The organism is Clostridium sp. BSD9I1, from assembly GCF_900185645.1.
Classification (GTDB): domain Bacteria; phylum Bacillota; class Clostridia; order Clostridiales; family Clostridiaceae; genus Clostridium_AK.
This window is the reverse complement of record NZ_FYAM01000023.1, coordinates 839,924-856,115: the sequence shown is the minus strand read 5'-3', so window position 1 is coordinate 856,115 and position 16,192 is coordinate 839,924. Positions and strand designations below refer to the sequence as shown.

Annotated in this window: 11 protein-coding genes and 1 other annotated feature; of the genes, 10 read left to right on the top strand and 1 reads right to left on the bottom strand. The window is 30.7% G+C overall.

Going from position 1 to position 16,192, the window contains the following annotated elements:
* Positions 1-129: 129 nt before the first annotated feature.
* The 10 genes from BSD9I1_RS11725 (at position 130) to BSD9I1_RS11680 (ending at position 15,170) form a co-directional block, all read left to right on the top strand.
* Positions 130-2,052 carry a PrkA family serine protein kinase gene (locus tag BSD9I1_RS11725; protein ID WP_035308766.1) on the top strand — a complete coding sequence of 641 codons (1,923 nt, stop codon included), beginning with the start codon at positions 130-132 and terminating at the stop codon, positions 2,050-2,052.
* Positions 2,053-2,056: 4 nt separating this feature from the next.
* Positions 2,057-3,235 (top strand): sporulation protein YhbH, encoded by a 1,179-nt coding sequence (gene yhbH / locus BSD9I1_RS11720; protein WP_186430465.1) that lies wholly within the window; start codon positions 2,057-2,059, stop codon positions 3,233-3,235.
* A gap of 13 nt (positions 3,236-3,248) precedes the next feature.
* On the top strand, positions 3,249-4,613 hold the full coding sequence (locus BSD9I1_RS11715) for a SpoVR family protein (protein ID WP_186430464.1): 1,365 nt from the start codon (positions 3,249-3,251) through the stop codon (positions 4,611-4,613).
* A gap of 174 nt (positions 4,614-4,787) precedes the next feature.
* Positions 4,788-5,516: an ATP-binding cassette domain-containing protein gene (locus BSD9I1_RS11710; protein ID WP_186430463.1), complete on the top strand. Its 729-nt coding sequence runs from the start codon at positions 4,788-4,790 to the stop codon at positions 5,514-5,516.
* Positions 5,509-6,699: an ABC transporter permease gene (locus BSD9I1_RS11705; protein WP_186430462.1), complete on the top strand. Its 1,191-nt coding sequence runs from the start codon at positions 5,509-5,511 to the stop codon at positions 6,697-6,699. Before BSD9I1_RS11710 ends, BSD9I1_RS11705 begins: the two co-directional genes overlap by 8 nt.
* Positions 6,700-7,136: 437 nt before the next feature.
* On the top strand, positions 7,137-7,607 hold the full coding sequence (locus tag BSD9I1_RS11700; protein ID WP_186430461.1) for a hypothetical protein: 471 nt from the start codon (positions 7,137-7,139) through the stop codon (positions 7,605-7,607).
* A 266-nt stretch (positions 7,608-7,873) separates the two neighbouring features.
* Positions 7,874-8,239: a hypothetical protein gene (locus tag BSD9I1_RS11695; protein ID WP_186430460.1), complete on the top strand. Its 366-nt coding sequence runs from the start codon at positions 7,874-7,876 to the stop codon at positions 8,237-8,239.
* A 1,282-nt stretch (positions 8,240-9,521) separates the two neighbouring features.
* Positions 9,522-9,830 carry a hypothetical protein gene (locus tag BSD9I1_RS11690; RefSeq protein ID WP_186430459.1) on the top strand — a complete coding sequence of 103 codons (309 nt, stop codon included), beginning with the start codon at positions 9,522-9,524 and terminating at the stop codon, positions 9,828-9,830.
* A gap of 397 nt (positions 9,831-10,227) precedes the next feature.
* Positions 10,228-11,862, top strand: coding sequence for a PAS domain-containing hybrid sensor histidine kinase/response regulator (locus BSD9I1_RS11685; protein WP_186430458.1), 1,635 nt, complete (start codon positions 10,228-10,230; stop codon positions 11,860-11,862).
* A 164-nt stretch (positions 11,863-12,026) separates the two neighbouring features.
* Positions 12,027-15,170, top strand: coding sequence for a cell wall-binding repeat-containing protein (locus BSD9I1_RS11680; RefSeq protein WP_186430457.1), 3,144 nt, complete (start codon positions 12,027-12,029; stop codon positions 15,168-15,170).
* Positions 15,171-15,301: 131 nt separating this feature from the next.
* Here the strand turns inward: BSD9I1_RS11680 and BSD9I1_RS11675 are convergent, their stop codons facing one another.
* Positions 15,302-15,487, bottom strand: a complete 186-nt coding sequence (locus BSD9I1_RS11675) for a DUF2922 domain-containing protein (protein ID WP_242966466.1) — start codon at positions 15,485-15,487, stop codon at positions 15,302-15,304.
* Between the two features lie 426 nt (positions 15,488-15,913).
* Positions 15,914-16,159 (top strand) — a binding site (T-box leader).
* The last annotated feature ends 33 nt before the right edge of the window (positions 16,160-16,192 follow it).

Here is a 16,192-nt window from a genome sequence, read left to right as displayed (position 1 = left end):
TTAAATGTTCATAATATTACCAGTGGATTACAACATTATTGAGGTTCTAAATATGTGTTTTTTCTAATATAAATAAATACAACAATAGAATAGAAGCGAATAATTAATCAATTTAGTATGGAGGGAATTATGAATTTTAAAGAGTTGATAGAGAAGGATAGAGAAAGAAGAAAAAGCGATAAATTTGAAGGAACTTTCCTTGACTATTTGGAAATATTGAAAAATAATCCTGAAGTATATAAATTAGCTCATGAAAGAATGCATGAGATAATAACTCGTGAAGGCGTAGAAGTATTAGATCCAGAAGAAAATATAAGAATAAGAAAGATATATGGAAATCAAGTAATTAAAAGTTATAAGTTTTTTAAAAATGACTTCTTTGGAATAGACAAAACTTTAATGAAACTTGTTAATTATTTTTACTCCGCATCTATGAAAGGTGAAGAATCAAGACAGGTGTTATACCTTGTAGGACCTGTAGGATCAGGAAAGTCTTCTCTAGTTGAATCTCTTAAAAAGGCACTTGAAACCTCAGAATCAGTATATGGCTTAAAGGGATGTCCTATGAGAGAAGAACCACTTCATTTAATTCCTAAACATTTAAGGAAAGAATTTGAAGAAGAGCTTGGAATAAAAATAGAGGGAGATTTATGCCCGGTATGTAGATACAAATTACTTCATGAATATAAGGGAGAATATGAAAAATTCCCAGTAGAAAAAGTAGACTTTTCAATCAGATCAAGAAAAGGCATAGGAGTTGTGCCACCAGTTGACCCAAATAATCAAGACACGTCTGTCCTCATTGGTTCTGTGGATATCTCAAAGATGGATCTTTATTCTGAAGACGACCCTAGAATATTTGCACTTAATGGAGCTTTTAACGTAGGTAATAGAGGACTTGTAGAGTTTATTGAAGTATTTAAAAATGATGTTGAATATCTTCACACTATAATAACAGCTACTCAGGAAAAATCTATACCATCACCAGGAAAGGGCTCTATGATATATTTCGATGGAGTAATCCTTGCCCATTCAAATGAAGCAGAATGGACTAAATTTAAATCAGACCATACCAACGAAGCAATACTAGATAGAATAGTAAAAATAGAAGTGCCATATTGCATGGAGCTAAATGAAGAGAAAAAGATTTATAAAAAGATACTTGGTAAGAGTAATTTTGCAGCTCACATTGCACCTCATACAATAGATATAGCGGCTATGTTTGCTATACTTACAAGACTTCAGCCATCTAATAAAGTTGACCTCTTAACTAAGCTTAAAATTTATAATGGCGAAGAAATTGTAGAAAAGGGAACCACTAAAAAGATTGATATCACAGAGCTTAGAGAAGAGGCAGGCCTTAGAGAAGGTATGAGTGGTATTTCAACTAGATTTATAGTTAAGGCAATAGATAATGCATTATCTGAATCTAAGGAAGGCTGCATAAACCCATTAAGTGTAATGGAAAGCATTATAAAATCCGTTAAAGATTTAGATATAGCAGATGATGAAAGAAAGAAATATCTAGCGCTTCTTCAAGATACAATAAGAAAAGAATACAATAAGGTTTTAGAAAAAGAAATCACTAAGGCATTTATCCAAAGCTTTAGAGAACAGGCAGAAAGCTTATTTAATAACTATTTAGATCATGCTGAAGCTTTTGTTAACAAGACAAAGATTAAGGATAAGGCAACTGGTGAGCAGCTTGAGCCAGACGAAAAGTTTATGCGTTCCATAGAAGAACAAATAGGAATTTCAGATAGCTCTGCAAAGGGATTTAGATCCGATGTAACTTCTTATATGTTCTATTTGGTAAGAAAGGGAGCTAAGATAGATTACACTTCCTATGAACCACTAAAAGAAGCTGTAGAAAAGAAATTAACCTATTCCGTAAGAGAAATGTCTAGAATTATAACCAAGTCTAGAGTTAGAGATAAAGAGCAAAATCAAAAATACAATACAATGGTAGAAGAAATGAAGAAAAATGGATATTGTGAAGAGTGCTGTGATGTAATACTTAAATACGCAGCTAATAACCTATGGAAGGATTGATATTATGGCAATCTTTAGAGAGTTTAATCCTATCCCTCACGATAGAACAGCGGAGGATAGAAGAAGACATCAAAAGCTTGTGGAAGATTCCATAAAGAAAAATTTAGTAGATATCCTTTCTGAAGAGAGCTTAATAGGACAAAACTCCCAGAAAAAAATAAAGATTCCTATAAAGGGCATAAAGGAATATCAATTTGTATATGGTAAGAATACTTCTGGAGTTGGAAGTGGAGATGGGTCTGAAAAAAGAGGAGATGTAATTGGCAGCGAAAAGGAAGGCAATGCAAAGGGGAAGGGCAACAAGGGTGCAGGAAATGAAGAAGGAGAAGATATATTTGAAACTGAAATCACACTAGAAGATATCTTCCAATATATTTTCGATGACTTAGAACTGCCAAACTTAAAAAAGAAAAAGATCTCCGAAATCCTTATGGAAGGCTCCAAGAAGAAATCAGGATATCAAAGAAATGGAATTCCACCAAGACTTGCTAAGAAGAGAACAGTTGTGGAAAAGCTAAAAAGAAAGCAAGGCATGAAAAGGGCATTAAGAGAAAGTAATGAAAACGCAGTAATAGAAAGATTCCCATTTAAGAAGGATGATATAAGATATTACAGAGTAAAGCCTAGAATGAAAAAAGAATATAACGCAGTGGTAATATGCATAATGGATACTTCTGCATCTATGGATCAAACCAAAAAATATCTTGCCCGCTCATTTTTCTTTATGCTTTATAGTTTCATAAAGATGAAATATGAAAAAGCGCAGGTAGAATTTATAGCACACTCTACTGTAGGAAAAGTTGTAACTGAAGATGAGTTTTTCCATAAGGTAGAGTCAGGGGGAACCTATGTATCCAGTGGATATCAAAAGGCATTAGAACTTATACGCGAAAAGTATAATCCATCTCAGTACAATATTTATGCCTTCCATGCAAGTGATGGAGATAACTGGAGCGAAGACAATGAAAGGGCTATAAAATCAGTAAATGAATTATGTGATGTGTGTAACTTGTTTGGATATGCAGAAATAATGACTTATGGATATTCCAGCACTATAAAAAAGAAATACTCTCAAGATATAAAGAGAGATAATTTTGCAATGGTTGCTATGCAGAAGAAAGAGGATTTATGGAATGCCATTAGGGATATGCTAAAGGCAGAAATGAGCCAATCTGCAGAATAAGGGGGGTGGCAGCATGGATTATACTATAAATGAACTTGAAAAGTGGAATGAAAAGATAGAAAAAGTAGTTAAGAAATTTGGACTTAATTATTATCCTCAGGAGTTTGAAATAATAGATCATAATGATATGCTGGCTTATGAGGTATATGTGGGTATGCCTGCCCACTATCCTCACTGGAGCTTTGGTAAGGCGTATGATAAGCTAAGAACAATGTATAACTATAACCTTACAGGCCTTCCCTATGAAATGGTTATAAACTCAAATCCATGCTTAGCTTATTTAATGAAGGATAATACTCTTTTGCTACAAATACTAACAATTGCCCATGTATATGGACACAATGATTTTTTCAAGAATAATAGACTTTTTAAAACAGCAACGGATGCGTCCTATACCATTGAAATGTTTAAAAGTCATGCAGATAGAATAAGAGACTATATAAATGACCCAAGCATTGGATATGAAGAAGTAGAAAAGATGCTAAATGCAGCCCATGCTGTAAAGCTTCAAAGGGAAAGAAGTATAGGTATTAAAAAGATGTCCAATGAAGAGGTAAAGCAGAGAATAATTAAGGATTATATAACTGAAGACACCACAGATGTACTAAAACCTTGGGAAAAGAAAAGCTTAAATAATATAGAAAAAATACCACTAGAACCGGATGAGGATATTTTAGGATTTGTAATAAGATATGGAGATCTTACTACTTGGCAAAAAGACATTGTAGATATTGTAAGACAGGAAACAGAATACTTCCTTCCTCAAATAGAAACAAAGATTATGAATGAAGGCTGGGCAAGTTATTGGCACTACAATATATTAAAGGAACTAGAACTGCCTACATCCCTTCACTTGGAATTTATAAAAAGGCATAATGATGTAATAACTCCTCTTGAGGGCAGAATAAATCCTTATTATATGGGCTTTAAAATATTTGAGGATTTAGAAAAAAGGTATGGCAGAGAGAAAATATTTGAAGTAAGAGAGCTTGAGAGAGATGCATCCTTTATAAGAAGATATCTTACAGAGGAGCTATGCAGTGAAATGAATTTATTTCAGTTTGGAAAACATGATAGAGATTATGTAATAGAAGAAGTATCCGATGATGATGGATTTAAGCAAATAAGAAATACAATTTGCAGCTCCTGCGGCATGGGAAGTATACCTGCCATTGCAGTAACAGACATGAGCCTTTACAATAAGACCCTAGTACTTACCCATACCTTTGATGGAAGAGAATTAGATTTAATTTATGGTGTGGAAACATTAAAATATATAGTAGACTTATGGGGACACAAGGTAATTTTAAAGACTCGCATAGACGGAAAGGATACGGACATAGTTTGCAATATAGATAAGAGCATAACTTATGTATAGATTTTATTAAGGTTTTTCATTTAAAAATCATTAGGGAACATTTAGTGTATTATAATTGCACTTATGTTCCTTTCTTATTTGTAAGAAAAATACAAAAATTTAATAAATAGGTTTTACATAATTGCAAATATAATTTAAAATAATATTAGTATAAAGTATACTTAGGAGGATTTTATGATAGAAGTTAATAGCTTATCAAAACAATTCAAGAATATAAAAGCAGTTGATAATGTAAACTTTAAAGTAAATAAAGGTGAAATATTGGGGCTTCTTGGAGAAAATGGAGCAGGAAAGACAACTACACTTAGAATGATAGCAACAATGCTTAAACCTACTTCAGGAGATGCAGTAATTGAAGGATACAGTATAACAAAGGAGCCTTCAAAGGTAAGAGGGGAAATAGGCATACTCTTTGGAGGAGAAGTCGGATTATATGACAGACTTACAGCAAGGGAAAATATGATGTACTTTGCAAGACTTAATGGAATGAATGACGAAGAATCTAAAGAAAGCATAGAAAATTTAACTTCCATGCTTCAAATGCAGGAATTTATAGACAGAAGAGTAGGCAAGTTTTCCAGAGGAATGAAGCAAAAGGTAGCCATAGCAAGATCCATAGTTCATAAGCCTTCTGTAATGCTCTTTGATGAACCTACCATAGGACTAGATGTCACTGCTTCAAAAATAGTACAGGACTTTATATTAAGCTGTAAGGCAGAAAATAAGTCCATAATATTCTCAAGCCACAGTATGAGAGAAGTAGAAAAGCTCTGCGATAGAATTATAATAATTCATAAAGGCAAGTTAATAGAAGAAGGAACTGTGGAGGAATTAAAGAAAAAATACAACAATGAAGACATGGAAGAGATATTTATAAGTTTGGTAGGTGATAAAAATGAGTAGTATAGCATTTACGGTATTTAAAAAAGAGCTTAGGGATATATTCAGAGATAAAAAGACACTTTTAGTAAGTGTATTAATCCCTTTAATTTTATTTCCTATAATGTTTTATGCCATGGGAAAAACCGGATCTGATAACGTAAAAAAGGTGGAAAATAACTTTAAAGTAGCAATAAAGGGAGGAGAACATACACAATTTAGAAGGGTTATAGAAAATTACCCTAAGGTACAAATCACTCCTTCAAGTAATATTCAGGAAGATGTTAAAAATGGCAATATATTAATTGGACTAGAAATTCCTGATAATGTAGATGCGCTTTTAGAAGAAGAAAAGGGAACTTCTGTTAAGATTATATTTGACAATACAAGCCAGCAGTCATCTATGGCTCAAGGTATGATAGAGAAAACCATTGAAGACTATAATAAGCAGGTGGTATCCCACAGACTTCAAAAGAGAAATATAGATATATCCATATTAAATCCTGTCAGTGTAGAATATCAAACCTCAACCACAGATAAGGACAGCATGGGTAAAATAATGCTTTCTATGCTTCTTCCACTTTTCCTTGTTATATACAGTATAACAGGGCCTATGGGGGCAGCGGTGGACTTGGGAGCAGGAGAAAAGGAAAGAGGAACACTAGAGCCGCTTTTAACCACTCAGGCAGGAAGAATGTCACTTTTATGGGGTAAGTTCTTTGCAATAGCTGTAGTAGGACTTATGACCACAGGAGCGTCAATGCTGGGACTTTTAATATCCCTAACCAAATTTGGAGAAAGTCTTGGAACTGAAGGGGGAGCCATTAGCTTAAATCTAGGAGCTTCAACCTTTGCCTTGGTATTTTTAATGATAATACTTTTAAACATGACCTTTGGAGCATTGGAGCTTTCTATAAGCATATATGCCCGCTCCTTTAAGGAAGCACAAACTTATTTAGCACCCCTTAATATAATAGCATTGGTTCCAGTTTATACAACTTATATGCTGGATGCCAGAAATATAGATACCTTTTATTTCCATATACCTGTAGCAAACACAGTGTGCTTGATGAAAGAATTTTTAGCAGGAGTGTTTAATACATCTCATATATTAATGACCTTCGGATGGGTTTTAATATACATTATGGCAGCAATATTCTTTGCAAGATATATGTTTAGCAAGGAAGAAGTTATATTTAGAACTTAGTATTATAGGATTTGCATTAACAAAGCTTCAATGCTTTTATAGTGCAAATCCTTTTTTATGGATTCAAAACTAAAGAGAATTCATGTATAACTAGAAATGTTTACTCCTTAATATATGAAGCTGAAAATGTTAATATAAATTAGAAGCCGGTGTGGATATAGTTGGAGAATAAGAAATGGAAAATAGCGTGGCGTGATTATAGATGCTTTAATGAAATCGTCAAATATTAAACAATTACAATAATTGTTTCTCCTATAACAAATGGATGGGTAGGAGCCACGGACAATTATATAAGTAATACAGCATTAAAACCATTGAGCACAAATGAGGCCAATACAATATTGAAAAGTTCTGGTGTAAATCGTACTAGCAGACGTAATCTTATTAGAAATATTCATAGTTTTAGATTGCAATTAGATATAGTTGGAGGGTAAGAAATGAAAAAGTGGTTTAATGTAATTAAAAGTGCTTTAATGAAACCGTCATATAAGGTGGATAAAAGTATATTTATCTTTATTGCAATAGTTGCCTTTGTAGTTAGTGATAATATAAACTCAATATATGGAGTATGGGTAGGTATTATTTTAGCATTAAGTTTTTTAATATATATTATCAAGCTTTTGATTGAACATAGCAGACAAGGACAGATTATGGTACTTGTGATAGGTGAGATGATAGCAATATTTATAATTATGTTGAATTACTTGCATATAAGGGGAAATGATAATGATTTAATTATGCCATTAATACCAATATTGATTATGGCGTTAATGATATCAGGGTATAAGCATATATTAAAATCAGAAGATAAGGAAAGAATTGAAAAGGTTAGAGTAAAAGTTTTAATTGGTATACCTATACTTATAATTATATTTTTGATTATGGGTTATGCAGCATTATATCTTTAGTATAATACAAATATTAGACAATACAAGATAACCATGGGAAACATTGTGATTTGCAATCACAAAAACAATATAAAAAGGCAGTTACAGTGCCAAAAGCATTGAATTATATGATTCAGATAACTATTACTATATAAGAAATGCCCTATAAGATATCACAGGATTATTTAATAAGACAGGAACGCAGGTTGTAAGTTTACTTAATAAGGTATTTTAAAAGCCAAGCAAAATAATTAAAATACAACAATACTAAAAAGGAATGATTTAGGGTGAAATATAGTATTACAACATTGATTATATTATTTATTACACAAGTTATCATAAGAAGCATAGGAATAGAAAATATTTCGGTAAAAGCATTCGTAGCTCTTTTAGCAATTGCATGTTCTTTAGTAATATTCGGAACGTATAAGGATGGAAAAAAGGGATTTGGCATTAGATATAATACAATCATTGCAATATTGTCTGTAGTAGCAAGCATATCAGTATCTGTAATGTTCATAATACTTAAAGGATATCCTGCTTTAATGGATAGATATGGAGAACTCCTTGTAATAGTATCGTTAGTAAGTTATTTTGCACTAGGGCTTTTTATAATTATTTATAGAATAGTTCATGAAACAAAGAGAAAGTAATCTACTAGGAAGTGTTGAAGCTTTTTTACTATATAACCCAAAGTAGTAGGAGATACCATTATAAGTAAGCAGGTATAAGGAATGCTTGCTTACTTCTCTTTTTAAATAAGAAATGATGAGGCTAAGCAAGAGAATTACTTGCACATAATACATTTGCTTATTGTGAGATAATGATGTTAATAGAGTAATTAAAAGGAGTTAGTATATGATAGATATAATAAAAGATATCTTGAAAATTATATTGTTGATAATAAGTGGACTGTTCATACTTTATTTATTAACAGAATTTATAAATATTTTCCCACAAAAATATTCAAAATTAGTAATGATTATAATAGTTATAGTATATCTTATTTTAAAAAGGAAGTATAAAAATTTGTAAAAAGAAAGTTATAATCTAGCTTGCATGCATAAATTAGAAAAAACTTATAAAAATTTAAAATAAGGCAATAGGACAAACCAAGGTTCTATTGCCTTATTTTCTTTCAGATATAATAAAATTTAAGTGAATCTAGGAAATATTTACTCCTTAATATATGCATCTGAAAATGTTAATATAAATTAGAAGCTAATACGGAAGTATTATTAAATGGATAGTGTATTTGCTGCTGTTCTAATAATTCAGAGTAAATATGGAGGATTATAAAAAATAAGAATAAAACTAAACACTTAATATGTGCAATGGTAATGATTACAATTATTGCCATATTTATTGGAATAATGATTGTAATTCAAGAAAAAAAACCACAAACTTTTAATGAGGTTAAATTAGCTTTCATAATATTAATAACTATACTATTTTTATTAATGATTATAATTCTAATAATAGGATTAAAGCATATAGACCATGGCAAAAAGTAGTTCTAGTAAGTTTTATTTTGTTTGTAAGTCAAAGGGAAAATCTTATTGGCTTTTTTCAAATAGAGCATAATTTGCAATAAAATTTGACCATATATATCTGATAAGTTACATAATTTAGGAGGAGATAGCTCATTGAATTTATTAATTGAATTTATATTTATGATGTTTATTAGGTTCATTATATTACTTTCAATAATATATATGTTCATAAAGTTAAATAAAGAAAAGAACAGTTCAGTTAAAGATATGTTTAAATGGGCTTTTATATCCTCAATTATATCTTCTATTATATACGCCTTTATAAATTAAAATATAGAAAAAATAGCAATGAATTGTACTAATAATTTGGTATGTGCAGCTGATGTAATTATGAAATCATTGGTTGCTAATGATGGACTGGGGACAGACTAGGAGTGGTAATTTGAATAATAAACAAGAATATGGTGCTGTAATAGGGTTAATAACTGTTATAGCTACACAAGTCCTTTTGAAATTAATTGGAGTTAATAAAATCTCTACATGGATATATGCTACAGTATTAATTCTTTCAGGGGTTATATTTTCGATTTATGCAATTAGAAGTAAAAATAATAAAATGGGATTTAAGTTAACTATAGCTTCAGTTGTAATAATGTTATTTTCTAAAGCATTATCATTAATAATATTTGGAGGAGTAGTATTATTAATAATATTAGTAGTGTTAAAAAAATCTGGAGTAATACCACAATAGCTAAATTAAATGAAAAATAATGTAAGTTTTGCAAAACCTAGCTAAGTAAATTAGTTAGGTTTTAGTTTTTGTAATAGTATAGACTGATTAGCTTAAAAATGTAAAATGATTTACAAGAGATGAGATTTGCTCGCAATAACCCTCGGGAGATGTTAAAAGTGAACGCAATTTGTTTTGCTAAAAGAGTTAAAGCACTAATCTCTGTGGGTACACTTCAGTGATAGGTGCTTTTTTTATTTTGAAGTTTTATTACATTTTGCTTTTATACTGAAAATTCAAAAATAACATAAAATGTGGAAATATATAAAAATTAAAGTTATAATGTATATAAATGTTAAATGGATTAAGCAGAAAATTTTTTGTCTAAATGATTTTATACGAAATGGGGCGATTAATTATGGACTTAAAGAATGATTTTCTGATAAATGAATTACAGAGGTTTGAAGAACTTGGGTTTTTTATCTATGATATAAAAAATGATATATGGACTAGTTCGGAGATATTTGACGAATTGGTTGGAATAGATGATAGTTATTTCAAGGATTTTAAAGGCTGGTCAAATATTATTCACCCAAGTCAAAGAGAAGAGTTTGAGATATACGCTAATCAAGTAATTGGAAGTGGGGAATATTTCAATAAAGAGTATCGGATAGTACATCAAACTGATGGAACTGAAAAATGGGTAGTAGTAAAAGGAAAGGCATACTTTGATGAGTACGGCACGCCAGAAAAATTAGTAGGCACTATTCACGACATTAGTGAACTTAAGAAAAGCGAAGAAAGATATAAAAAGCTTTATAAAAAATTTCAAGAAAAACAAGCTTTTTTAGAATCTCTCCTTAATTTAATTCCAGACCTGATTTTCTATAAGGACGTTAATAGTACATACTTAGGATGCAATAAAGCTTTTGAAGCTTTTATAGGAATTAAGGAAAAAGATATTATTGGGCAAACTGATTTTGATATTGTGGATAAGGAATATGCAGAACATTTTAGAGCGATGGATTTAACAACGATGCAGCAGGGAAACCACCTTAGAAAAGAAGAATGGATTAAGTATCCCGATGGTAAACGTGTTTTAGTAGATACAATAAAAACACCTTATTATGATGCCCAAGGTAATATTTTGGGACTTATAGGGGTAAGCAGAGACATCACTGAAAGAAGTAAAAAAGAAGAATTACAAAAGAGTATTCAAGAGGAAAGAAGAAGGCTTAATGAAGTAAAAGAGGCGGATAGAATTAAAACAGAATTTTTCACTAATATTTCTCATGAGTTAAGGACTCCAATAAATGTTATTTTTTCAGCTTTACAGATGGAAGAACTTATGTTGAAAAATTGTTCAAGTGAGAATAGTTCTATAGGTAGATTTAAATATATAAAGATGATGAAGCAAAATTGTTATCGTCTTCTAAGACTGATAAATAATTTAATTGATATAACAAAAATTGATAATGATTATTTTAACATAGATGAAAGCAATCAGGATATTATAAATTTAATTGAAAATATTACCTTATCTGTAGCGGACTATATTGAGAACAAAGGTATTTCTATTACATTTGATACAGATGTTGAGGAAAAGGTTATTGCATACGATCCAGAAAAGATAGAAAGAATTATGCTAAATTTGTTATCAAATGCAGTGAAATTTACTCCTGAAGATGGTAACATACTTGTTAAAATAGAAGATAATACTAGTGATATATGTATAAGGGTAAAAGATACTGGAAGAGGTATACCGGATAACAAACTAAATTCAATATTTGAACGTTTCGTACAAGTTGATAAGTCCCTTACAAGGAATCATGAAGGAAGCGGAATAGGGCTCTCCCTTGTTAAATCTCTAGTTGAGTTACATGGCGGAAAAATATCCGTAACAAGCAAAGAGGGACAGGGAACTGAATTTATTATACATATTCCATGTAAATTAGTTGAAAGCCAAGATTATGTTAAAAAAGACTTTGATGATCCAATATATAAAGATTGTATTGAAAAAATTAACATAGAATTCTCTGATATATATAACTAAAAAATTTTTGGTGCCACCCACATGGCAAGTGGCAAGTTTAAAAAGTAAGTAGTTGAATTTTAATCCATATAATCCAATAATTTAGGATGGAAAATTGTAAATTATTATGTAAAAATAAATAAGATAATAATGAAGACAAATCTATAAATTAGGAGTATATGATTATGACAAGCAAAAATAAAATTATATCATCTATTGTTATTTTTCTGTTTATATCTAACATAGCTATACCCGTAAAAGCTATGTTAGCAGTAGATGATGTAGAAGTACAAAGTACCTTTACTAAAGTAGCATTTGATTTTAAACCATTTGATGTAGTCCAGGACAAAACTTATCCAATTCTTTATATGTCTGATGCTAATAATAAACAAGTAATAGCATATAATTTTGAAACGGGTACAAAAAAGATTTTGGCTATGGAATCTACTCCTAAAAGGCTTACTTTAAACAATGGCGAATTATTTATATGTTTATCTAATGATAATACTAGTGAAGAAAAGAAAGGTTCTATAGCAATAATTGATACAGCAAGCCTTAATACTGATAATCCTATAATAAAAGAAAAGTTTGATACGGAATCTGAGCCTGTCTTTATTAATATTGACAAAAATAATTACATATATGTTTATAGCGGCACAGGGTATAATGGAACTTTAACCAGCTATGATAGAAAAAATAAGAGTATAATTTCCGGTGTACAAGCTCATGGACGTTCTGCAGTTATAAACAATACTTTAGATAAGTTATATATAAATGGTGCGGACTTTGACGGGTATAGTTTTTCAACATTTGTAGAAGCTTATTCCATTAATAATGGTGTAATGAATAAAATAGTGAAAAATACTGATACATCCTCATCCACAGGAGCTTACATGGAGATATCACCAGATGATAAATTTATTATTACAGGTGCTGGAGCCGCTTATTTATGTAGTGAAAATAATATGAGGGATTTAATTCTTAAAAAGGATTTAGGAAAGAGCATGGGATATTTTCAAAAAGCTGTGTTTGATTACCAAAATAATAATTTTTATTTAGCTGATCAGTTAGTTGTAAGAGCTTTTGATTCTGAGACAATGGCTGCAATTAAAGCCTATAAAACTAATTACACTGTTGATAATATTTTTTATTATAATAATAAAATTATAGCTTTAACTCATGATGATAAAGGTAAAAATTATATAGAAATGTCCCATACTGGAGAGTTACTTAAAAGACCATATTTAATTAAATCAAGTATAAAGAATGCAGTAAATATCGATATTCCTGATGAAATTACTTTTCAATTTAATAAGGATATAGTTGTTAGCGATTTAGATGGTATTCGTTTATATAATGTTAATGATAAGGTTTATGTTGATAAAGAGGTATCAGCGGTAGGGAATAAGCTTATAATAAAAACTTTAGGTAATATAAAAAATCTTAAGAATTATGAGCTTCGTATAAATTATAAAGCTATTTCAGATAAGAATGGGCAGTTTCTTACTGACTATGTATATGCTAATTTTTCAACTAAAGCAAAGGAAGATATTAATAATAAATCAGTTGAATATCTTATTGAAACAAAAATATTTTCAAGTAGCGATACAATAAACACTAGTGTTGTAATAGGAAAGAATGGAAAGATAGTTGTAGGGCCAGAAGTCACCCTAAAAGTTAATGGAGACATTATTATCTATGGCGAATTAATAAACCTTGGAAATATAGAAGTTAATGGTAAAGTATATGCACGTAGAGATATAAAAGATTTGGTTAATAATAGGGATCAATATGTTGCAACCTATTTTAGGGGAAAAAATAGCAGCATTAATTCGGAGATATATGATAAGTATCCTTCACCAATTCTTTATATGAATCCTAGTGATAATATATCAACGGATTCTCCAAATATACAAGTTGATTATGCACTAATTCCTAATGCAGGTTTAAGAGTGCATGAAACTGTTGCACAAAGAGAGGATAAACCTGTAGGTAGAATTACTGTAGGAAATATAAAATCCGGGGATAGCAAAATAATAGTATCTACAGCAGATGAATTAGAGAATAGGATGACTAAAGAACTAAATGTTCATAATACTTCTAAGCCATTAATGATTAATGGTGTTTATCCACAAAGTAATGCAGATTATTCCGTACCACTAAATCAGGAGGTATTTGTAAGTTTTACAGAAAATATAGTGCCAGGAGATAGATTTAATCAAATAACTGTTGCTGATACTAATGGGCGAGAGGAACATACTGCTCATGCTTCAATCATTAATGATGAAAATGGAAATCCTACTATATTAAAGATGTTTTCCCTTGTAAAGTTAAAATATGATACTGAGTATGTGTTAAAGTTACCTTATAATGCAGTTAAAAGTAGTACAGGATCTGTAATGCCTAGGGATTACAGTGTTATATTTCGTATAGGTAGTGAGGTTACAAGATTATCAGGACAAACTAGGTATGAAACTTCTATAAAAATATCACAAGAGGGTTGGTATAACTCACCAGTGCTTGTACTAGCTAGTGGTGAAAATTTTCCTGATGCATTAAGTGCTGGGCCATTGGCAAAAAAATATGATTCACCGCTTCTTTTATCGGAATCAAAAAATCTTAGAAGTGATACTGAAAAGGAAATAGATAGGTTAAATCCAAAGAAAATCTTTATTATAGGTGGAACTGGATCTATAAGTAAAGAAATAGAAAATAAGCTTATATCTAAAGGAATAGAAGTTGAGCGTATCAGCGGAAAAAATCGTTACGAAACCTCTATGAATGTTGCAGAACATATGGGTGTATCTGAAAAGAAAGGAATTGTTTTAGTGTCTGGTGCAAACTTTCCTGATGCACTTTCAATTGCATCATATGCAGCTTATAATGGAATGCCAATTATATTAACAGAAAAGGATAAATTACCAAATGGATTAACAAAATTTATGAGCAATAATTTGGATAAAACAATAGGAAAAGTTTACATAGTTGGAGGTACAGGAGTTATAAGCAAAGCTTTGGAGGATAGTATACCTTTTAAGCATCAAAGGTTTAGTGGTAAAAATAGATATGAGACAAATTTTCAAGTACTCTCAAACTTAGAATTTGATTTTACCTACACATATTTTTCATCAGGATTAGGATTTGCAGATGCACTTTCTGGCTGTGCTATGGCGGCACTTACCAGCTCACCTATTATCTTAGTAGATAATAATATGGGTAAGGATTCAGCAGATGGAATAAGATATAATCAAAATTTGTTCATTATGAAGTATATACTAGGTGGGGAAGGAGCAGTACCTCAAAGTTTAATGAGGGGTATTTTGAATTAAAAAAAGAGCAGAAATGCTCTTTTTTATTTATGCAAAAGAGCCTCCATATAGGAAGCTCTTTTAACTTTAGGAGAGGTTACAAGGGGATACAGGGATACTTTATAATTCTATTTCAGTTCGTGCTCTGTCTACTATATATGCACCGCTTTTACTCTAGCTAGATCTCCATCTTTTGTTTCAAAGACATTTTGGGCAATTATGGTGTCCATAAGGGTATTTGCCTCAGCAGCAGTTACCGCATCTTTTATATTGTTTACAGTTATGCTGGTCTTTTTTCCTCCAACATTTACAAAGGATAAAACTAAACTTTTAGCCATAAATCATTCCTCCTTTTTATTAGCCTAAAACGCTGTCTTCTTGTTTTTTAGTATATAGAACTGGATTTTTAAGTACTGGTCATAGACACATCTCAATTAATTAAGATGTTTCAATATTTAATGTGGAGAAAAGGGAATGGTTACAGAATCAGACATTAACATGTCTTTGAGATGTCCAGAGGAAAGGTGGTAGAAATTCAAGGAAAAGAAAATAACTATAGGGTGAATTTTATATAAGATGCTTAGCAATGTGAATTGATTTGTGATATAATGGTATATAAGGATTAATTTTATAATAAAAGATATGCTTTATTTGAGTAAAGAAATTAGTGTTTTATACTTTTGAAAAAATATAGTTAACACATATTGACAATGTGGACAAGACCACATATAATTAAAACGTATGAAACATATATGTAAGATATGAATAATGCTATGATGAGAAGAGTAAGTTAAGAAAAGCTTACAGAGAGAAACCTCCTTGGGTGGAAGAGGTTTTAAGTAGATCTTAATGGAAGTGCATCTCTGAGCTCTGAATTGAAAAGAAGTAGGTTTCAGCGGGAACGCCCGTTAAAGCGTTGAGGTATATTAGTACCAATATAATTAATGAGGTATCATTCAAATGAATGGTAATCAGAGTGGAACCGCGTAGTATTAAACTTCGTCTCTGAACAAGAGAGGGAGTTTTTTTGTTTCTCAAAATCC